This is a genomic window from Rhizobacter sp. P2_D12 (genome assembly GCF_056404395.1).
This window is the reverse complement of sequence record NZ_JBFUEB010000115.1, coordinates 1-18,520: the sequence shown is the minus strand read 5'-3', so window position 1 is coordinate 18,520 and position 18,520 is coordinate 1. Positions and strand designations below refer to the sequence as shown.

Here is an 18,520-nt window from a genome sequence, read left to right as displayed (position 1 = left end):
AGCAGGTGGTGCTGAACCTGCTGAAGAACGCCGCCGAGGCGATCGACTCGGCCGGGCTGCCGCAGGCGCGCCGCAACATCGAGCTGCGCGTGGTGCCCCGGCACACGCCGGAAGAAGGCGGCGTGATCGAGTTCAGCGTCACCGACAGCGGCCCGGGCCTGAAGGAAGAAGTCATCGCGCGGCTCTACGAGGCCTTCTTCTCGACCAAGGCCGAAGGGCTGGGCATCGGGTTGTCCCTGTGCCGCTCCATCATCGAGAGCCATCGCGGCCGTATCCGGGCGCAGAACTTATACAATGGCGACCTCGCCGTCGGGTGCCGCTTCAGCTTCACGCTGCCTGTGGAAACCGCCAAATCTGCCGGCCTCGAACCGGCGCTGCCATGAGACTGCATCGATGAGCTTGATTCCGAAAAAAGGGACGGTCTATGTGGTCGACGACGACGAAGCCGTGCGCGACTCGCTGCAATGGCTGCTCGAAGGCAAGGACTACCGCGTCAAGTGCTTCGATTCGTCGGAGTCCTTCCTGTCGCGCTTCGACCCCCGCGAGGTCGCCTGCCTGATCGCCGACATCCGCATGGACGGCATGAGCGGCCTGGAACTGCAGGACCGGCTGCTGGAACGCAAATCGCCGCTGCCCGTCGTCTTCATCACCGGCCACGGCGACGTGCCGATGGCGGTCACGACGATGAAGAAGGGCGCGATGGACTTCATCGAGAAACCCTTCAAGGAAGAAGAGTTGCTCGGCCTCGTCGAGCGCATGCTCGACCAGGCGCGCAGTGCCTTCTCGCACCACCAGGAAGCCGCCAGCCGCGATGCGCTGCTGTCGCGCCTGACCACGCGCGAGGCCCAGGTGCTCGAGCGCATCGTCGCCGGCCGGCTGAACAAGCAGATCGCCGACGACCTGGGCATCAGCATCAAGACGGTCGAGGCGCACCGCGCCAACATCATGGAGAAGCTGAACGCCAACACGGTGGCAGACCTCCTCAAGATTGCCCTCGGCGCCCAGGCCAAGGCATAAACCGAATCCCAGACCCAAGGCCGCTGTTCCCCAGCGGCCTTTTTCGTTTCCGGAAGCAGCAACCCGATGACCGCACAACTGATCGATGGCAACGCCCTCGCCAAGACGATCCGCGCCGAGGTGGCCCAGCGCGCCGCCGCCCTCACCGCCCGCGGGCGCCAGCCCGGCCTGGCGGTGATCCTGGTCGGCGACGACCCGGCCTCGCAGGTCTACGTGAAGCACAAGGTCAACGATTGCGAGACCAGCGGCGTGCGCTCGGTGCTCGAGAAGTACGACGCGTCGTTGTCGGAAAGCGAGCTGCTGGCGCGCATCGCCGCGCTGAACGCCGACCCGTCCATCCACGGCATCCTGGTGCAGATGCCGCTGCCCCGGCACATCGACCCGCAGAAGGTGATCGAGGCGATCTCGCCGCTCAAGGACGTCGACGGCTTCCACGTGCAGAGCGCCGGTGCGCTGATGGTCGGCCGCCCCGGCTTCCTGCCCTGCACGCCCTACGGCTGCATGAAGCTGATCGCCACCACCGGGCTGCCGCTGCGCGGCAGGAATGCCGTCGTGATCGGCCGCAGCAACACCGTCGGCAAGCCGATGGCGATGCTGCTCTTGCAGGCCAACGCCACCGTCACCATCTGCCACAGCGGGACGCCCGACATCGGCCGCCACACCCGCGATGCCGACGTCGTCGTCGCGGCGGTCGGCAAGCGCAATGTGCTCACCGCCGACATGGTCAAGCCGGGCGCGGTCGTGATCGATGTCGGCATGAACCGCAAGGACGACGGCAAGCTGGCAGGAGATGTCGACTTCGACGGCGTCTCGCAGGTCGCGGGCTGGATCACGCCGGTGCCGGGTGGCGTCGGGCCCATGACCCGTGCGATGCTCCTGGTCAACACCATGGAGGCGGCAGAACGTTTTGCAGCGGTTTGAGTCCAGGGTGGCACAACAATTGAAAGGGAAGGCAGACATGACCGAGATCAACCCGCTCCTCGTACCCGACGCCCTGCTCGACTTCTCCGCGATCCGCGCGGTGCACGTCGCGCCCGCGATGGCCCAGTTGCTGGCCGAGGCCGATGCGGCGCTCGACCGTGTCACCGGCGACGAGGTGCCGGCCGACTACGACGCGATGTCGGCCGTGCTCGACGTCGCCACCGAACGCCTGGGCCGTGCCTGGGGCGCCGTGCACCACCTGACGGCCGTCGCCGACACGCCCGAATTGCGGGCGGCCTACAACGAGCAGTTGCCTGCCGTCACCGAATTCCACACCCGGCTGGGCGCCGACGAGCGCCTGTATGCCAAGTACAAGGCCATCGCCGCCGGCCCGGCCGCCGCCGCGCTGAGCGCGCCGCGCCGCCAGGCGCTGTCGAACGCGATGCGCGACTTCGTGCTGTCCGGTGCCGAGCTGAAGGGCCCCGACCGCGAGCGCTACGCGCAGATCCAGGACCGGCTGGCCACGCTGTCGCAGAGCTATTCCGAGCACGTGCTCGATGCCACCGACGGCTTCTCGCTGTACGTCGGCGCCGACGAGCTGGACGGCGTGCCGGCCGACGTGGTGGCGGCCGCGCGCGCCGCGGCCGAGGCCGACGGCCAGCCGGGCCACAAGATCACGCTGCACTTCCCGAGCTACTTCCCGGTGATGCAGTACGGCAGCAACCGCGCGCTGCGCGAGAAGCTGTACGTCGCCTACGTCACCCGCGCCAGCGAAGCCGGCCCGCCCGAGCGCGACAACAGCCCGGTGATGCGCGAGCTGCTCGACCTGCGCCAGGAAGAGGCCCGGCTGCTCGGCTACGCGAGCTTCGCCGAGGTGTCGCTGGTGCCGAAGATGGCCGACACGCCGCAGCAGGTCACGGGCTTCCTGCGCGACCTGGCGCAACGCGCCCGTCCCTATGCCGAGCGCGACCTGGCCGAGCTGCGCGAGTTCGCCCGCACCGAGCTCGGGCTGTCCGACCTGCAGGCCTGGGATTTCCCCTATGCCAGCGAGAAGCTGAAGGAGCGTCGCTATGCCTTCAGCGACCAGGAGGTCAAGCCCTACTTCACCGAGACCAAGGTGCTGGACGGGCTGTTCCGCATCATCGAGACCTTGTTCGAGGTCAGCATCCGCTCCGACAGCGCGCCGGTCTGGCACCCGGGCGTGCGCTTCTTCCGCATCGAACGCCAGGGCGAGCTGATCGGCCAGTTCTACCTCGATCCGTATGCGCGCCCCGGCAAGCGCCCGGGCGCCTGGATGGACGACGTCTGCGGCCGCTGGGCGCGCCCGGACGGCCGCACGCAGACGCCGGTGGCGCACCTGGTGTGCAACTTCGCGTCGCCGGTCGAGGTCGACGGCAAGCGCCGCCCGGCGCTGCTGACGCACGACGACGTGACGACGCTGTTCCACGAGTTCGGCCACGGGCTGCACCACATGCTGACGCAGGTGAACGACGTCGGCGTGGCCGGCATCTCCGGCGTCGAGTGGGATGCGGTCGAACTGCCCAGCCAGTTCATGGAGAACTTCTGCTGGGAATGGGACGTGCTCAAGCGGCTGACGGCCCACGTCGACACCGGCGAGCCGCTGCCGCGTGCGCTGTTCGACAAGATGCTGGCGGCCAAGAACTTCCAGAGCGGGTTGCAGACGCTGCGGCAGATCGAGTTCTCGCTGTTCGACATGCGGCTGCATGCCGAGCCGGGCTCGCAGGCCGACATCCAGGGCCTGCTCGACGAGGTGCGCGCCGAGGTGGCGGTGCTAGTGCCGCCGCGCTTCAACCGCTTCCAGCACGGCTTCTCACACATCTTTTCCGGCGGTTACGCGGCCGGCTACTACAGCTACAAGTGGGCCGAGGTGCTGAGCGCCGACGCCTGGAGCGCCTTCGAGGAAGCCGGCGCGCTCGACATTCCCACGGGGCGGCGCTACCGCCAGGCCATCCTCGAGGCCGGCGGCAGCCGCCCGGCGATGGAGAGTTTCAAGGCCTTCCGCGGCCGCGAGCCGAGCATTGATGCGCTGCTGCGACATCAAGGCATGGCCTGATGCAGTAAATTCCGGCGCAAACACATCCCACGTTGTTGGAGCACCCATGACCTCTCGTCCTTTCCGCAGCTTCCGCCTGGCGGCGCCCGCCTTGCTGGCCGGGCTGTTCGCCGCACTGCCGGCACACGCGCTGTACAAGGTCGTCGGCCCGGACGGCAAGGTGACCTACACCGACCGGCCGGCCATCACCACCGACAGCAAGGTCCAGACGGTCGGTGCCGGCGGCGGCGTGTCGAGCGACGTCGCGTTGCCGCTCGAGCTTCGCCAGGCGGCGCAGCGCTACCCGGTGACGCTGTACACGACCAAGGACTGCGCACCGTGCGACAGCGGCCGCCAGTTGCTGCGCCAGCGCGGCATCCCCTTTGCCGAGCGATCGGTCGGCACGGTCGAGGACGCCGACGCGCTAAACCGCATCGCCGGCACGCGCGACCTGCCGGCGCTGACGGTCGGCGCGCAGGTGCTGCGCGGCTACCAGCGTGAAGAGTGGACGAGCTACCTGGATGCGGCCGCGTACCCGAAGGAATCGAAGCTGCCGGCGAACTTCCCGCAGGGCAGCGCGACGCCGCTGACGGAGCCCAAGCAGGCCGCCACGCCGGCGCAGCGTCCCGCGGCCCCGGCAGCCCGGCCGACCCAGCCGGCCGCCGACGGCAGCAACCCGGCCGGCATCAAGTTCTAGGCCTCAGATCCTTCGCGCCTGCCAGCTGCCGGCTCCGACGGCCAGGCCCATCATCCAGAACAGCGACGCGGCTCCCAGCGCCGCGCCGAAAGCGCCGAACAGCAGCGGCATCACGGTGCTCGACCCGTTCAGCGCCATCGAACGGAAGGCGATCGCCTCGCCGTGCCGCTCGTGCGGCGTGATGTGGTGCAGCGTCGACATCACCATCGGCTGCACCGCGCCCAGCGACAGCCCGAGCAGCGACGCGCAGCAGGCCATCAACCAGGCCGACTGCACGAACGGGTAGACGGCGAACACCGCGGCGGTCCACAGCATCGCGCCGGCCAGCACCTGCGATTCGCTCAGCCGGTGCGCCAGCACCGGGATCAGCAGCCGCACCCCCGCCACCGACGCCGCGAACAGCCCGAGGACCAGGCCGATCGTCGCCGCGCTCAGCCCGCGCTCATGGCCGAGGATGGGCACGACGAAGGAATGCACGTCCCAGCTGGCCGACAGCAGCCAGTTGACCAGCAGCAGCCGGCGCAGCGGTGCCGAGCGCAGCAGGTCCCAGGAGCCCTGGCGCTGCACCGCGCCGGGCGGGCGCGGCGCGTCGGCCTCGACCGGCACGTAGCGCGACGACACCAGGGCCGCCAGCGGCATCAGCATCAGCAAGCCGAACGCGGCGCGGAAGCCCATCAGGTCGATCAGCGCCCCCGCCGTCACCGGGCCGATCACGTTCGACAATGCGGGCGCCAGGCCCAGCCAGCTGAAGACCCGGATGCGTTCGGTCGCGTCGCCGGCCATGCGGCCGGCCGTGCGCTGGATCGTGATCAACCCGAAGTTCGCGCCGGCGCCGGTCAGGATCGCGGCCAGGCACATCGCGACGTAGTGGCTGCTGATGGCCGCCAGCGCGCCGCCGGCCAGCGACAGCCCGATGCCCAACCTCAGCGGCACGTGGTAGCCGCGCCGGTCGGCCAGCCGCCCCGCGGGCAGCGAGAGCAGCACCGGCGCCGCGGCGAACAGCGCCATCAGCAGCCCCACTGCCCATTCCGCCTGGCCTTGCTTCAGCGCCTGCAGAGGTGCTGCCATGCGCACCCCCGCCATGCAGGAATGCAGGCTGATCTGCCCGAGGATCAGCGCCAACAAGGGCCGCGAAAACTGCGCCATGTCAGCAGTGAGGGGGAGCGCCGAAGGCGCTTCGGGGTTGGGCCATCACGCGTCGCTCTCCGGCAGATCGGGAACGATGGCGTCGTCGTCGCGCGGCAAGGCCAGCGGCAGCAGGGCCTGTGCATGCGTCTCGGTGACCGCCTCGACCGACTTCAGCTTGCGCGCCATCACGTTGGCCCGCGTCTGCGCCTGGTCGATGGTGTTGCTGGCCTCGTCGAGCTTCTTCTTGGTCTTGGCCAGCACGTCGCCGAACTTCGCGAACTCGGTCTTCACCGCGCCCAGCACCTCCCACACCTCGACCGAGCGCTTCTCCAGCGCCAGCGTGCGAAAGCCCATCTGCAGGCTGTTCAGCGTCGCAAGCAAGGTGGTGGGCCCGGCCAGCATCACGTGGTGCTCGCGCTGCATCGATTCGACCAGCCCCGGCCGGCGCAGCGCCTCGGCGTACAGGCCCTCGGTCGGCACGAACAGGATGCCGAAGTCGGTGGTGTGCGGCGGCGACACGTACTTGTCGCGGATCGCCTTGGCCTCCAGCCGCAGCCGCGTCTCGATCGCCTTGCCGGCCACCTCGACCGCCACCGGGTCGGCGCGGTCCTGGGCGTCGAGCAGGCGCTCGTAGTCCTCGCGCGGGAACTTCGCGTCGATCGGCAGCCACAGCGCGACGCCGTCGACCCGCTGGCCCGGCAACCGGATCGCGAACTCGACCCGCGCACCGCTTCCCGGCACCGTCTCGACGTTGACGGCGTACTGCTCGGGCGTGAACACCTGTTCCAGCAGCCCGGCCAGCTGCACCTCGCCGAAGATGCCGCGCGTCTTGACGTTGGTCAGCACCCGGTTCAGCGAACCGACGTCGCGCGCCAGGTTCTGCATCTCGCCCAGGCCCTTGTGCACCTGGTCGAGCCGGTCGGCCACCAGCTTGAAGCTCTCGCCCAGGCGCTGCTCGAGCGTGGCATGCAGTTTCTCGTCGACCGTCGCGCGCATCTGCTCGAGCTTCTTCTCGTTGTCGGCCTGGATCGCCGACAGCTTCTGCTCGACCGCGCCGCGCATCTCGGTGAGCCGCTGGTCGTTCGACTGCGACAGCATGCGCAGCTGGTCGGACAGCGTGTCGGCAAAGCGCTTCAGCGCATTGGCCTGCTGCTCGGCCAGGCGCGCGAGGGTCGCGTCCTGCGCCTGCTGGGTCGCGGCGAGCTGAGTGCGGAAGCTGTCGATCTGCTCGTTCTGCGTGCGGGCCACGTCGCCCTGCTGCGCCAGCAGCGTCTGCTGGAAGCTCGCGAGCGTCTGGCCCAGTTCCTGGCGCGTGCCCTGCGCGCTGCGCGCCACCTCGTCGCGCAGTTCGCGTTCCAGGCGTTCGGTGCCGGCTTCGGGGGGCCGTCGCAGCGCGAGCCACAGTATCAACAGCAGGACAACGACGAGCAGTGCGAGCGAAATCCAGTCGAGGAGCATCCCGCCATTCTCGCAGCACCCGCTATGCCGAGGTGCGCAGTGGGACAGGCAGCAACCGCTTCTCGACCGCATCGAAGCCGTACTGCACCGCCAGCGCCAGCACCGCCGCCGGCAGCGCGCCGGCCAGCATCGCGCCGGTGTCGTTGACCGCCAGCCCGGCGACGATGCGCTCGCCGAAGCCGCCGGCGCCGATGAAGGCCGCGACGGTGGCGGTGCCGACGTTGATCACCGCCGCGGTCTTGATGCCGGCCAGCAGCGTCGGCGCGGCCAGCGGCAACTGCACGTGGCGCAGCGCCTGGCGCTTCGTCATGCCCAGCGACAGGGCCGCCTGCGCCAGGCCGTCGGACACGCCGTGCAGCCCGGCGTGCGTGTTGCGCACGATCGGCAGCAGCGCATACAGGAACAGCGCGATCAGCGCCGGCAGCAGCCCGATGCTGCCGACCACCGCGATCAGGAAGGCCAGCAGCGCGAGCGACGGCACGGTCTGCAGCACCGACACCGCACCCATCACCAGGCCGGTGCTGCGCGGCCAGCGCCATGCGGCCACGCCGAGCGGCACGCCCACCAGCACCGCCACCGCGAGCGAGCCGAACACCAGCAGCAGGTGCTGCCCGGCAAGGCGGCCGAAATCCGGCGCGAACAGGCGCTGCAGGAAGGTGACCGGCCGGGCGGCGGGGGCGGCGCTGCCCGACATGAACTGCCGCGCGACCTCGGCGAAGCTCTTGCCGTCGAGCTCGACCTGCGCATTCAGCGAGATCATCGCCGCCTCGTCGATGCGCCCGGCCAGCGCTTGCAGCGGCGCCGGGTCGAGGCTCGCGCGCATCAGCAGCACCGCGTCGTACTTCGGGAAGAAGCCGACGTCGTCCTTCAGCACGCGCAGCTTGTAGCGCGCCACCTTGGCATCGGTGCTGTAGATGTCGATCAGGTCGACGCGGCCGGCCGCGATCGCGTCGTAGGCCAGGCCGTGGTCCAGCCCGGCCGGCTTGTCGAACCCGAGTTGGTAGGCGGTCTTCAGCGCCGGCCAGCCGTCGGCGCGCTCGAGGAATTCGTGCGACAGCCCCAGGTGCAGGCCGGCCGCCTGCGGCTTGCGCAGGTCGGAGATGCTCGCGATGCCGAGCTTGTCGGCCTGGGATTCGAGCATCGCGAGCGCATAGGTGTCGTTGAAGCCGAGCGGGATGGCGGCCTTCAGGCCGCGCGGCGCGAGCCAGCCGTTCAGCTCGTCGAGCGACGGGTTGCCCTCGCGCTTCAGCAGCTCGCGCACGATGGTGCCGGTGTATTCGGGGTAGACGTCGACCGCGCCGCTCTTCAGCGCCTGCTCCAGGATGCCGGTGTTGCCCAGGCCCTGCCTGTGCGTCGCGGGGATGCCGGCGCGCTCGTAGCTCAGGCGCACGATCTCGCCGAGCACGTAGGACTCGGTGAAGCGCTTGGAGCCGACGACGACCGGGTCGGCGGCCAGCGCATGCGCACCGCAAGCCATCAGCAACGCGAAGGCCGCGGCGCGCAGCGCCTTCATGCCTGCAGCACCTGCGGATTGATCGGCGTCGGCGGCTTGCCGGCCAGCGGCCCGAAGCCGAGTGCCGCGATCAGGTTGTCGGCCGCGAGGCCAGCCATCGCGCGCCGCGTCGCCACCGTGGCGCTGGCGATGTGCGGCGTCAGCACCACGTTCGGCAGCTCCAGCAGCGCGGGATTCAGGGCCGGCTCGCCTTCGTAGACGTCGAGGCCGGCCGCCGCGATCTGCCGCGCGGCCAGCGCCTGCGCCAGCGCCGCGTCGTCGACGATGCCGCCGCGCGCGACGTTGGTCAGCGTCGCGCTCGGCTTCATCTGCGCCAGCTCGGCGGCACCGATGGCGTGGTGCGAAGACTGCGAGTACGGCAGCACCAGCACCAAGTGGTCGGCGTCGCGCAGCAGCGACTCCTTGCTGACGTAGCGGGCGCGGCACTCGGCCTCGACCTCGGGCGCCAGCCGCGACCGGTTGTGGTAGATCACGTTCATGCCGAAGCCGTGCGCGCCGCGCCGCGCGATGCCCTGCCCGATGCGGCCCATGCCGAGGATGCCCAGCGTCGCGCCGTGCACGTCGCTGCCGGTGAACATGTCGTAGGACCACTTCTTCCAGTCGCCGCGGCGCAGGTAGTGCTCGGACTCGGCGATGCGACGCGCCGCGGCCATCATCAGCGCGAAGCCGAAGTCGGCCGTGGTGTCGGTCAGCACGTCGGGCGTGTTGGTGCACAGCACGCCGCGCGCGGTGCAGGCGTCGACGTCGATGTTGTTGTAGCCGACCGCCATGTTGCACACCGCCTTCAGCTGCGGGTTGGCATCGAGCACCTCGGCATCGAAGCGCTCGCTGCCGGTCGCGAACACGCCGGCCTTGCCGGCCAGGCGCCGGATCAGCTCGGCCTTCGTGTAGATGCGGTCGTCGGGGTTGTCCTCGACGGTGAAGTGCGCACGCAGGCGCTCGACGACGTCGGGGAACACGGCACGGGACACCAGGACGGCAGGCTTCATGTCACTCCTTCAGAAGAACCAGATCAACGACATCAACACGAACAAGGGCATCAGCACGGCCATGGCCCAGGCCATGTAGCCGAAGAAGCCCGGCATCCGGATGCCGCGGCTTTCGGCCACGGCCTTCACCATCAGGTTGGGTGCGTTGCCGATGTACGAATTGGCACCCATGAACACCGACCCGGCCGAGATCGCCACCAGCGTCGGCGCCAGGCGCGTCATCAGCTGCTGCGCATCGCCGCCGGCGGCGTTGAAGAACACCAGGTAGGTCGGCGCATTGTCCAGAAATGACGAGAGTCCGCCGGCCGCCCAGAAATACATCCCTGGCCGCGGTTGGCCATCCGCGCCGGTGACGGCGGCAATGATGGCGCCGAACGGCCCGTCGACGCCGGCGCGCAGCATCGCGATCACCGGGATGATGGTCAGGAAGATACCGGCGAACAGCCTCGCCACCTCGATGATGGGGCCGAAGCTGAACTGGTTCTGGCGGTGCGCCGCGGCCGGCGTGAGCCACAGCGACAGGCCGATGACCGCGAGCAGGCCGGTGTCGCGGACCAGGCCCTGCCAGTGGACCTCGACGCCGGCGACGCGGAGCGCCACCCCGCCCTGCCACAGCCCGCTCAGCAGGATCAGCCCCGCGATGCCGGCCAGCAGCCCGAGGTTGATGCGGCCCTCGACGCCGAAGCCGCGCGTCGGCGGGGTCGGGTCCGCCTGCGGCGGCGGATCGTGCCGCTGGTGGTGGCGGTCGATGAGCCAGAAGATCGCGAGCAGCGCCCCGACCAGGAACAGCGTGTGCGGCAGCAGGTGCTGCAGCGTCCAGAAGAACGACACGCCCTGCAGGAAGCCGAGGAACAGCGGCGGGTCGCCCAGCGGCGTCAGCGCGCCACCGGCATTCGACACGATGAAGATGAAGAACACGATCACGTGCGCGGCCGAGCGCCGGTGGTCGTTGGCCCGGATCAGCGGCCGGATCATCAGCATCGACGCGCCGGTCGTGCCCATCACGCTGGCCAGTGCCGCGCCGATCGCCATCAGCGCGACGTTGACGCCTGGGCTGCCGCGCAGGTTGCCGCGCACGAAGATGCCGCCGGCCACGACGAACAGCGCGGTGAGGAGCACGATGAACGGGATGTACTCGGCCACCAGCGCATGCACCAGGCCGTGCCACGCGGAGGCCACGCCGAACACCGCCGCGGCCGGCAGCAGCCAGGCCAGCGCCCAGGCCGCGACGACCTTGCCGTCGTGGCGCTGCCAGAAGGCCGGTGCCAGCAGCGGCAGCAGCGCCATCGACAGCAGGAGGCCCGCGAACGGCAGGCCCCACAGCGGCGACAGCATCAGCCGAGGAAGCGCGTGAAGCCCGCCACCGGCTCTCGCTCGGTGACCAGCGTGTTCTCGACCGCCTCGGGGTCGGCGAAGCCGAGCGACATGCCGCATACCAGCATCTCGTCCTCGCCCGCGCCGAGCCGCGGCAGGATGATGCGGTGGAACTGCGTGAACGCCGCCTGCGGGCAGGTGTCGAGGCCGCGGGCGCGCGCCGCCACCATGATGTTCTGCAGGAACATGCCATAGTCGAGCCAGCTGCCCTGCTGCATCACGCGGTCGATCGTGAACATCAGGCCGACCGGGGCGTCGAAGAACACGTAGTTGCGGCCATGCTGCGCATGCATGCGCGGCTTGTCGCCCTTGGCGATGCCGAGCAGGCCGTACAGGTCCCAGCCGACCTTGCGGCGGCGGTCGATGTAGGGCGGGCGCCACTCGACCGGGTAGTAGGCGTATTCCTCGCGGTGTTGCGCCGCGACGGCCGGATCGTCGTAGACGGCCATGATGTCGCGCGACAAGGCCTGCAGCGGCTCGCCGGTCAGCACGTAGACCTTCCAGGGCTGGGTGTTGGTGCCCGAGGGCGCGCGCGCGGCGACGCGCAGGATCTCCTCGAGGGTCTCGCGCGGCACCGGTGTCGGCAGGAAGGCGCGCAACGAGCGGCGCGTCTCGATGGCGTGGTCGACGAGGGCGGTCTGTTCGGGGGTCGGTACGGCGGGCGAGGTCACGGGCGCAATCCTTCGAGGGCTTGGATCAGGGGCGGCGGCAGCGCCACCGGGCGGCGCGTGTCGCGGTCGACGTAGACATGCACGAAATGGCCGCGCGCCGCGCTGAGCGGCTCGCCGGCGGCGAACAGGGCGATCTCGTAGCGCACGCTGGAGCTGCCGACCTGCGCGACGCGCAGCCCCGCATCCACCGCCTGCGGGAACGCGATCGGCGCGAAGTAGTTGCAGTGCGTCTCGACCACCAGGCCGATGGTGCGGCCGGCATGGATGTCGAGCGCGCCGGCCTCGATCAGGTAGCGGTTCACCGTTGTGTCGAACAGGCTGTAGTAGACGACGTTGTTGACGTGGCCGTAGGCGTCGTTGTCCATCCAGCGCGTGGTGAGCGACGTGAAGTGCCGGTAGGCATCGCGCGATTCGGGCTGCGGGCGGGAAGAGGTGCTGCTGCTCATGGCGCCGCATTGTTCCATTGCTGCTGGCTGGCCAGTGCCTCGCGCAGTGTCGTGAGCTGCACCGCGACGGTGTCGGCGATGTCGCGGCCATAGCCGCCGGCCATGCTGACCGCGACCGGGATGCGGCGCCGGCGCGCGGCTTCGAACACGCGGCGATCGCGTTCGGCGAGGCCGGCGGCGCTGAGCTTCAGGCGCCCGAGGCGATCGCCTTCGTGCGGGTCGGCACCGGCGAGGTAGAAGACCAGGCCGGGCGGCGCATCGGCGTGCCGGCGCCACAGCTCGGCCAGCGCGGCGTCGAGTGCCGCCAGGTAGTCGGCATCGCGGCAGCCGTCGGGCAGCGCGACGTCGAGGTCGCTGTCTTCCTTGCGGAACGGGAAGTTGCGCTCACCGTGCAGCGACAGCGTGAACACGGTCGGATCGTCGCGGAAGATCGCCGCGGTGCCGTTGCCCTGGTGCACGTCCAGGTCGATCACCGCGACGCGCAACAGCGCCCGGTGGTGCCGGTGCCATTCGGCCTGCATCAGGCGGGCGGCGACGGCCACGTCGTTGAAGACGCAGTAGCCGGCGCCCTTGTCGGCATAGGCATGGTGCGTGCCCCCGGCCAGGTTGGCGGCAAGGCCGGCGGTCAATGCGCTGCGGGCCGCGGCGATGGTGGCGCCGACCGAGCGCCGCGCGCGCTCGACCATGCGCGGCGTCCACGGGAAACCGATCTCGCGCTGCTGCGCCGGGCTCAGCAGCCCTTCGGCCACCGCCGTGACATAGGTGGGGGTGTGGGCCAGCGCCAGCTCGCCATCGGTCGCGGCGAGGGCCTCCTGCAGCTGCAGCCCCGGCACCGATTCGGCCGCCTCGCGCAGCAGCCGGTACTTCTGCATCGGAAAGCGGTGGCCTTCCGGCAGGGGCAGCACGAAGTGGTCCGAGTGGAAGGCTTGCATCGCCGCCGATTGTGCCGAGACCTGCCCGGACCTCACGAATTGGGCGTCCGCATCTAGATTGCTGCAATGCAGCAAAAACAACTTGTAATCTGCCGATCGCCCCGTATACTTCAGCTCATGGTGCAGTGCAACAAAGTCACTGTGTCAGGCGCAGTCCCCTTTTTCTATCCCAATGGAGATTCCACATGCTGACCGCTGAACAATTGATCGCCGCCCACAAGACCAACATCGAAACGCTCTTCGGCCTGACCGGCAAGGCGTTCGAAGGCGTCGAGAAGCTCGTCGAACTGAACCTGCAGGTTGCCAAGACCGCGCTCGGCGAAGCCGCCGCCAACACCACGGCAGCCCTGTCGGTGAAGGACGCGCAAGAACTGCTGTCGCTGCAAGCCAGCCTGCTGCAGCCGGCCGCCGAGAAGGCTGCCGCCTATGGCCGCCACCTGTACGACATCGCCGCCAGCACCAATGCCGACATCGGCAAGGTCGCCGAAGCGCAAGCCGCCGAAGCCCAGCAGAAGTTCATGGCCGTGGTCGACACCGCCGTGAAGAACGCCCCGGCGGGCACCGAGAATGTCGTCGCGCTGTTCAAGTCGGCCGTCGCCACCACCAGCAACGCCTACGAAAGCCTGCACAAGGCCGCTGAACAAGCCGCCAGCGTCGCAGAAGCCAACATCCAGGCACTGAGCGCCAGCGCCGTCAAGGCCACGCAAGCCGCCACCCCGAAGGGCAAGCGCACCGCCGCCTGATTTTTTGCGCAGGCCTTGAACTTATCCAGCGACCCTTCATCTGAGAGTTACCGCAGGGCGCAATGCCTGCGGTCTCCCTGAAAGGTTGTCTCCTCGGTACCGCGCGAATTCTTCATTCCAGGTACCTTCGGCCCGGTAGCGATACCGGGCCGTTTGTTTTTGGGCCACCGAATCCCGGCGCGGCCCTCGGTGCGCCCTCAGTGCGTCTTGGCCGCGATCCGCAGCTTCAGCTCGTTCAGCATCGTCAGCGCCACCTCGCGCCCGGCCTGGATCGAGCGCTTGCGGGCCGCGAAGTCGGCCGACGACACCCCCGGCAACTTCGGCCGCATGACCACGTCGGCCTCGCGCAGCTCGAAGCTGTTGATGCTGCGGCTCATGATCGCGAAGGTCTGCAGCAGCATGCGCATCGGGTCGCCGGTCTCGGCGCCATCCGGCACCGCCGAAATGTCGACCGCGATGATCAGGTCGGCGCCCATCTGACGCGCAAAGCGCACCGGCACCGGCGACACCAGGCCGCCGTCCACGTACTCCCGGGAGCCGATCTTGACCGGCTGGAACACCGCCGGCACCGCGCTCGACGCGCGCACCGCGATGCCTGGATCGCCGCGCTGGAACAGCACCGGCGCACCGTTGTCCAGGTCGGTCGCGACGATGCCCAGCGGCAGGCGCATCTGCTCGATGGTCCGCCCGCCGGTGTTGTCGCGCACGAAGCGCGCCAGCGCCTCGCCGCGGATCAGCCCGCGGCCCGGAAAGGCCCAGTCGGTGATCGCCGATTCGTCCATCGAATCGGCCATCGCGGCCAGCGCCAGCCCGTTCTTGCCCGACGCATACAGCGCCGCGACCAGGCTGCCGGCCGAGGTGCCGACCACGAGGTCGGGCTTGATGCCGTTCTCTTCCAGCACCTGGATCACGCCGATGTGGGCAAAGCCGCGCGCCGCCCCGCCCCCGAGCGCCAGGCCGATGCGCGGCGGCTTGGGCGCCGGCTTGAGGATGACGACCGGCGGCGCCGATGCCGCGGCATCGGGCGGCACGACCACCACGACGGGCGGCACGGTGGCCGGCCCCGAGGCGGGCGTGGACGGTGGGGGCAACGGGACGGTCTGGCAGCCGGCGAGAACGACAAGGGCGAGGACCGCGGCCGGGCGGGCCAGGGCAGAAGGCAGGAAGAAAGGCATCCGGCGATTCTAGGAGGGCCCCTCCTTATCCCCCTCTCGAATAACCAATCAACAAAATTGTTCTTTCTACATATATATAGGGCCACTACAGTTCCGCCCTGGTTCCCACGCGCTGCGCAGACATGTACCAGTACACCCCGTTCGACACCCAATTCGTCAAGCAACGTGCCGCTCAGTTCCGCGACCAGCTGCAGCGCAACCTGGCCGGCACGCTGGGCGACGATGAATTCCGCGCGCTGCGGCTGCAGAACGGCTGGTACATCCAGCGCCACGCGCCGATGGCCCGCATCGCGGTGCCGTACGGCGAGCTGAGTTCCGACCAGCTGCGCATGCTGGCGCGCATCGCGCGCGAGTTCGACCGCGGCTACGCGCACTTCACGACGCGCCAGAACTGCCAATACAACTGGATCCCGCTGCCGAAGGCCGCCGACGTGATGGACCTGCTGGCCTCGGTCAGCATGCACGGCATCCAGACCAGCGGCAACTGCATCCGCAACATCACGAGCGACTGCTTCGCCGGCGTCGCCGCCGACGAGATCGTCGACCCCCGCCCGTACTGCGAGATCCTGCGCCAGTGGAGCACGCTGAACCCCGAGTTCGCGTTCCTGCCGCGCAAGTTCAAGATCGCCGTCAGCGGCGCCAAGGAAGACCGCGCCGCGATCGCCTGGCACGACATCGGCCTGCAGCTGCTGAAGAACGACGCCGGCGAGGTCGGCTTCAAGGTGCTGGTCGGCGGCGGCATGGGCCGCACGCCGGTCATCGGCACGGTGATCAACGAGTTCCTGCCGTGGCAGCAGATCCTCGTCTACCTCGAGGCCATCGTGCGGGTCTACAACCGCTACGGCCGGCGCGACAACATGTACAAGGCGCGCATCAAGATCCTGGTGAAGGCCGAAGGCCAGCGCTTCCTGGACGACGTGGCCGAGGAGTTCAAGAAGATCCTCGAGCTCGACAGCGACGGCACCGAGCAGATCATCCCGCAGGCCGAGTTCGACCGCGTCGCGGCCCACTTCGTGACGCCGGCCGGCGTTGCGCCGATCGCGGGCAGCCGCATCGAGGTCCCGGCCGACGCGCCCGCCGCCTTCCAGCGCTGGCTCGAGCGCAACGTGCACGCGCACCAGCTGGCGGGTTACCGCAGCGTCACGCTGTCGCTCAAGCGCACCGGCCAGGCCCCGGGCGACGCCACCGACACGCAGATGGAGCTGGCCGCGGGCCTGGCCGACCGCTTCAGCCAGGGCGAGCTGCGCGTGTCGCACGACCAGAACCTGGTCCTGCCGTGGGTGCGCGAATCCGATCTCCATGCCCTGTGGGAAGCGGCGCGCAGCGCGAGCTTCGCGACGCCCAACATCGGCCTGCTGACCGACATGATCGCCTGCCCCGGCGGCGATTTCTGCGCGCTGGCCAATGCGCGCTCGATCCCGGTGGCGGCGGCCATCACCGAGCGCTTCGACGACATCGACGAGCTGTACGACATCGGCGACATCGACCTGCACATCAGCGGCTGCATCAACTCCTGCGGCCACCACCACAGCGGCCACATCGGCATCCTCGGCGTCGACAAGGACGGCAGCGAGTGGTACCAGGTGACGCTGGGCGGCCTGGACGGCTCGGCCATCAGCGGCCACCAGTCGACGCCCGGCAAGGTGATCGGCCCGTCGTTCGCGGCCGACGAAGTGCCCGACGTGATCGAGGCCGTGCTCGACACCTACCGCGAGCAGCGCAGCAGCGCGGCCGAGCGCTTCATCGACACCGTGACGCGCATCGGCCTCGACCCCTTCAAGAGCGCCGCCAACGCGCAGCGCCGCAGCACCGCCAAGGCCTGACCATGAAGTTCATCGATACCGCCCGCGATCCCTGGCACACCATCACCGGAGAAGACGGCCCGATGGTCACCCTCACCCCGGCCCCGCACAGCCTGCTGACGCTTGCGCAATGGCACAGCGTGCGCAGCGCATGGCCGGCCGGCATGCCCGTAGGCGTGCAGTTCCCGAACGACGCCGACATCGAGGACCTGGCCGACGACCTGCCGCGCCTGGGCCTGGTCGCGCTGCATTTCCCGAAGTGGGTGGATGGCCGCGCCTACAGCCAGGCGCGCCTGCTGCGCTCGCGCTACCGCTTCGCCGGCGAGGTGCGCGCCACCGGCGAGGCGCTGGTCGACATGATGCCGCTGCTGCAGCGCACCGGCTTCGACGCCGTCGCGCTGCGCGCCGACCAGTCGATCGAGGTGGCCGAGCGCGCGCTGAACTTCTTCCCCGGCCACTACCAGGCCGACGTGAACGAGCACCGGCCGCTGTTCAAGCGCCCGCCGGGCCAGGAGACCACGAACCGCGAGTTCAACCAGGCAGGTTCCGCGATATGAGCGCCATCTCGCTGTACGCCCGGCAGACGGCCGGGTTCGATGCGCGCGTCGCGCATGCGGTCGAGGTGCTGAAGCAGGCCGCGGCCGAGCACCCCGGGCGCGTCGTGCAGGCGACCAGCCTGGGCGCCGAGGACATGGTGCTGACCGACCTGATCGCGCAGCACGGCATCCCGATTGCCATCGGCACGCTCGAGACCGGCCAGTTGCATGCCGAGACGCTCGCGCTGATCCCGCGCATCGAGGCGCGCTACGGGCTGCCGGTCGAGGTGTACCGCCCCGAGGCCGACGCGGTGATCCATTTCGTCAAGAACCACGGCGAGCGTGCGATGTACGAGAGCATCGAGCTGCGCAAGGGCTGCTGCGGCATCCGCAAGCTCGAACCGCTGTCGCGCATGCTGGCGCAGCGCACGGCCTGGGTGACGGGGCTGCGCCGCGAGCAGTCGAACAACCGCGGCGACGTGCCGTTCAGCGAACCCGACGACAAGGGCCGCACCAAGTTCAGCCCGCTGGCCGACTGGAGCTGGAACGACGTGTGGCACTACATCGCCAGCCGCGAGGTGCCCTACAACCCGCTGCACGACCAGTTCATGCCGAGCATCGGCTGCGCGCCCTGCACGCGTGCCATTGCCGTCGGCGAGGATTTCCGCGCCGGCCGCTGGTGGTGGGAAGATGAGAAGGCCAAGGAATGCGGCCTGCATGTGCACGGCGCCGAAGAGGCTGCCGTGTCGATGATCGGAGACCGGACATGAATGCCCCGCTGACCGTGGAACAACTGCTGCCCCAGCTGGACCACAGCCACCTCGACTGGCTCGAGGAAGAAGCCATCTTCATCCTGCGCGAGACGGTGGCCGCGTTCGAGCGCCCTGCCCTGCTGTTCTCGGGCGGCAAGGACTCGTGCGTGGTGCTGCGCCTGGCCGAGAAGGCCTTCAAGAACAAGGACGCCAGTGGGCAGTTCAAGGGCCGCCTGCCGTTCCCGCTGCTGCACGTGGACACCGGCCACAACTTCCCGGAAGTGATCGAGTTCCGCGACCGCCGCGTCGCCGA

General features: G+C 69.4%; 19 protein-coding genes. 10 read left to right on the top strand and 9 right to left on the bottom strand.

What is annotated here, in order from left to right; all coding sequences use genetic code 11:
• The 5 genes from AC1DYN_RS27080 to AC1DYN_RS27060 all read left to right on the top strand — a co-directional run.
• A partial coding sequence (locus tag AC1DYN_RS27080; protein WP_477964900.1) for an ATP-binding protein occupies nt 1-383 on the top strand: 383 nt, incomplete at its 5' end.
• Nucleotides 384-393: 10 nt separating this feature from the next.
• Nucleotides 394-1,017 carry a response regulator transcription factor gene (locus AC1DYN_RS27075; protein WP_047510729.1) on the top strand — a complete coding sequence of 208 codons (624 nt, stop codon included), beginning with the start codon at nt 394-396 and terminating at the stop codon, nt 1,015-1,017.
• Between the two features lie 66 nt (nt 1,018-1,083).
• Nucleotides 1,084-1,938, top strand: a complete 855-nt coding sequence (folD, locus tag AC1DYN_RS27070) for a bifunctional methylenetetrahydrofolate dehydrogenase/methenyltetrahydrofolate cyclohydrolase FolD (RefSeq protein WP_477964898.1) — start codon at nt 1,084-1,086, stop codon at nt 1,936-1,938.
• Between the two features lie 37 nt (nt 1,939-1,975).
• Complete coding sequence (locus tag AC1DYN_RS27065) at nt 1,976-4,012, top strand: M3 family metallopeptidase (protein WP_477964896.1); 2,037 nt, start codon at nt 1,976-1,978, stop codon at nt 4,010-4,012.
• A gap of 46 nt (nt 4,013-4,058) precedes the next feature.
• Nucleotides 4,059-4,688 carry a glutaredoxin family protein gene (locus tag AC1DYN_RS27060; RefSeq protein ID WP_477964894.1) on the top strand — a complete coding sequence of 210 codons (630 nt, stop codon included), beginning with the start codon at nt 4,059-4,061 and terminating at the stop codon, nt 4,686-4,688.
• Nucleotides 4,689-4,691: 3 nt separating this feature from the next.
• Here AC1DYN_RS27060 and AC1DYN_RS27055 read toward each other — a convergent pair whose 3' ends face one another.
• From AC1DYN_RS27055 to AC1DYN_RS27020, 8 genes are read right to left on the bottom strand one after another with little or no spacing between them, the layout of a single operon-like run.
• The gene (locus AC1DYN_RS27055; RefSeq protein ID WP_477964892.1) at nt 4,692-5,834 is read right to left on the bottom strand and encodes an MFS transporter; all 1,143 of its coding nucleotides are present in this window, start codon (nt 5,832-5,834) and stop codon (nt 4,692-4,694) included.
• 45 nt (nt 5,835-5,879) lie between these two features.
• Complete coding sequence (locus AC1DYN_RS27050) at nt 5,880-7,274, bottom strand: DNA recombination protein RmuC (RefSeq protein ID WP_477964890.1); 1,395 nt, start codon at nt 7,272-7,274, stop codon at nt 5,880-5,882.
• A 22-nt stretch (nt 7,275-7,296) separates the two neighbouring features.
• A complete protein-coding gene (locus AC1DYN_RS27045) occupies nt 7,297-8,787 on the bottom strand; it encodes an ABC transporter permease/substrate-binding protein (RefSeq protein WP_477964888.1) in 1,491 nt (496 codons plus the stop codon).
• Entirely contained in the window at nt 8,784-9,776 is a 993-nt protein-coding gene (locus AC1DYN_RS27040; RefSeq protein ID WP_477964886.1) for a 2-hydroxyacid dehydrogenase, read from the bottom strand. The genes AC1DYN_RS27045 and AC1DYN_RS27040 overlap by 4 nt, the downstream gene beginning before the upstream one ends.
• Nucleotides 9,777-9,785: 9 nt before the next feature.
• On the bottom strand, nt 9,786-11,111 hold the full coding sequence (locus AC1DYN_RS27035) for a sodium:proton antiporter (protein WP_477964884.1): 1,326 nt from the start codon (nt 11,109-11,111) through the stop codon (nt 9,786-9,788).
• Entirely contained in the window at nt 11,111-11,821 is a 711-nt protein-coding gene (locus tag AC1DYN_RS27030; protein WP_477964882.1) for a nitroreductase, read from the bottom strand. The genes AC1DYN_RS27035 and AC1DYN_RS27030 overlap by 1 nt, the downstream gene beginning before the upstream one ends.
• The gene (locus AC1DYN_RS27025; RefSeq protein WP_477964880.1) at nt 11,818-12,267 is read right to left on the bottom strand and encodes an acyl-CoA thioesterase; all 450 of its coding nucleotides are present in this window, start codon (nt 12,265-12,267) and stop codon (nt 11,818-11,820) included. The genes AC1DYN_RS27030 and AC1DYN_RS27025 overlap by 4 nt, the downstream gene beginning before the upstream one ends.
• Complete coding sequence (locus tag AC1DYN_RS27020) at nt 12,264-13,199, bottom strand: histone deacetylase family protein (protein WP_477964878.1); 936 nt, start codon at nt 13,197-13,199, stop codon at nt 12,264-12,266. The genes AC1DYN_RS27025 and AC1DYN_RS27020 overlap by 4 nt, the downstream gene beginning before the upstream one ends.
• Before the next feature lie 185 nt (nt 13,200-13,384).
• On the opposite strand from AC1DYN_RS27020, the gene phaP reads away from it, so the two are divergent.
• Nucleotides 13,385-13,942, top strand: coding sequence for a TIGR01841 family phasin (gene phaP / locus AC1DYN_RS27015; RefSeq protein ID WP_477964876.1), 558 nt, complete (start codon nt 13,385-13,387; stop codon nt 13,940-13,942).
• A 197-nt stretch (nt 13,943-14,139) separates the two neighbouring features.
• On the opposite strand, the gene AC1DYN_RS27010 is transcribed toward phaP, so the two are convergent.
• Nucleotides 14,140-15,117 (bottom strand): patatin-like phospholipase family protein, encoded by a 978-nt coding sequence (locus AC1DYN_RS27010; RefSeq protein WP_477964874.1) that lies wholly within the window; start codon nt 15,115-15,117, stop codon nt 14,140-14,142.
• Between the two features lie 122 nt (nt 15,118-15,239).
• Here AC1DYN_RS27010 and AC1DYN_RS27005 point away from each other — a divergent pair, with 122 nt between their 5' ends.
• The 4 genes from AC1DYN_RS27005 to AC1DYN_RS26990 all read left to right on the top strand — a co-directional run.
• Entirely contained in the window at nt 15,240-16,940 is a 1,701-nt protein-coding gene (locus AC1DYN_RS27005) for a nitrite/sulfite reductase (protein WP_477964872.1), read from the top strand.
• 2 nt (nt 16,941-16,942) lie between these two features.
• The gene (locus AC1DYN_RS27000) at nt 16,943-17,476 is read left to right on the top strand and encodes a DUF934 domain-containing protein (protein WP_477964870.1); all 534 of its coding nucleotides are present in this window, start codon (nt 16,943-16,945) and stop codon (nt 17,474-17,476) included.
• Complete coding sequence (locus tag AC1DYN_RS26995) at nt 17,473-18,225, top strand: phosphoadenylyl-sulfate reductase (RefSeq protein WP_477964868.1); 753 nt, start codon at nt 17,473-17,475, stop codon at nt 18,223-18,225. Before AC1DYN_RS27000 ends, AC1DYN_RS26995 begins: the two co-directional genes overlap by 4 nt.
• On the top strand, nt 18,222-18,520 hold a 299-nt coding region (locus AC1DYN_RS26990; RefSeq protein ID WP_477964866.1), incomplete at its 3' end, for a phosphoadenosine phosphosulfate reductase domain-containing protein. The genes AC1DYN_RS26995 and AC1DYN_RS26990, both read left to right, overlap by 4 nt.

Coding starts and splice junctions, on each gene's coding strand:
- AC1DYN_RS27075 (WP_047510729.1), top strand. CDS start 394: ATGAGCTTGATTCCGAAAAAAGGGACGGTCTATGTGGTCGACGACGAC.
- folD (WP_477964898.1), top strand. CDS start 1,084: ATGACCGCACAACTGATCGATGGCAACGCCCTCGCCAAGACGATCCGC.
- AC1DYN_RS27065 (WP_477964896.1), top strand. CDS start 1,976: ATGACCGAGATCAACCCGCTCCTCGTACCCGACGCCCTGCTCGACTTC.
- AC1DYN_RS27060 (WP_477964894.1), top strand. CDS start 4,059: ATGACCTCTCGTCCTTTCCGCAGCTTCCGCCTGGCGGCGCCCGCCTTG.
- AC1DYN_RS27055 (WP_477964892.1), bottom strand. CDS start 5,834: ATGGCGCAGTTTTCGCGGCCCTTGTTGGCGCTGATCCTCGGGCAGATC.
- AC1DYN_RS27050 (WP_477964890.1), bottom strand. CDS start 7,274: ATGCTCCTCGACTGGATTTCGCTCGCACTGCTCGTCGTTGTCCTGCTG.
- AC1DYN_RS27045 (WP_477964888.1), bottom strand. CDS start 8,787: ATGAAGGCGCTGCGCGCCGCGGCCTTCGCGTTGCTGATGGCTTGCGGT.
- AC1DYN_RS27040 (WP_477964886.1), bottom strand. CDS start 9,776: ATGAAGCCTGCCGTCCTGGTGTCCCGTGCCGTGTTCCCCGACGTCGTC.
- AC1DYN_RS27035 (WP_477964884.1), bottom strand. CDS start 11,111: ATGCTGTCGCCGCTGTGGGGCCTGCCGTTCGCGGGCCTCCTGCTGTCG.
- AC1DYN_RS27025 (WP_477964880.1), bottom strand. CDS start 12,267: ATGAGCAGCAGCACCTCTTCCCGCCCGCAGCCCGAATCGCGCGATGCC.
- AC1DYN_RS27020 (WP_477964878.1), bottom strand. CDS start 13,199: ATGCAAGCCTTCCACTCGGACCACTTCGTGCTGCCCCTGCCGGAAGGC.
- phaP (WP_477964876.1), top strand. CDS start 13,385: ATGCTGACCGCTGAACAATTGATCGCCGCCCACAAGACCAACATCGAA.
- AC1DYN_RS27010 (WP_477964874.1), bottom strand. CDS start 15,117: ATGCCTTTCTTCCTGCCTTCTGCCCTGGCCCGCCCGGCCGCGGTCCTC.
- AC1DYN_RS27005 (WP_477964872.1), top strand. CDS start 15,240: ATGTACCAGTACACCCCGTTCGACACCCAATTCGTCAAGCAACGTGCC.
- AC1DYN_RS27000 (WP_477964870.1), top strand. CDS start 16,943: ATGAAGTTCATCGATACCGCCCGCGATCCCTGGCACACCATCACCGGA.
- AC1DYN_RS26995 (WP_477964868.1), top strand. CDS start 17,473: ATGAGCGCCATCTCGCTGTACGCCCGGCAGACGGCCGGGTTCGATGCG.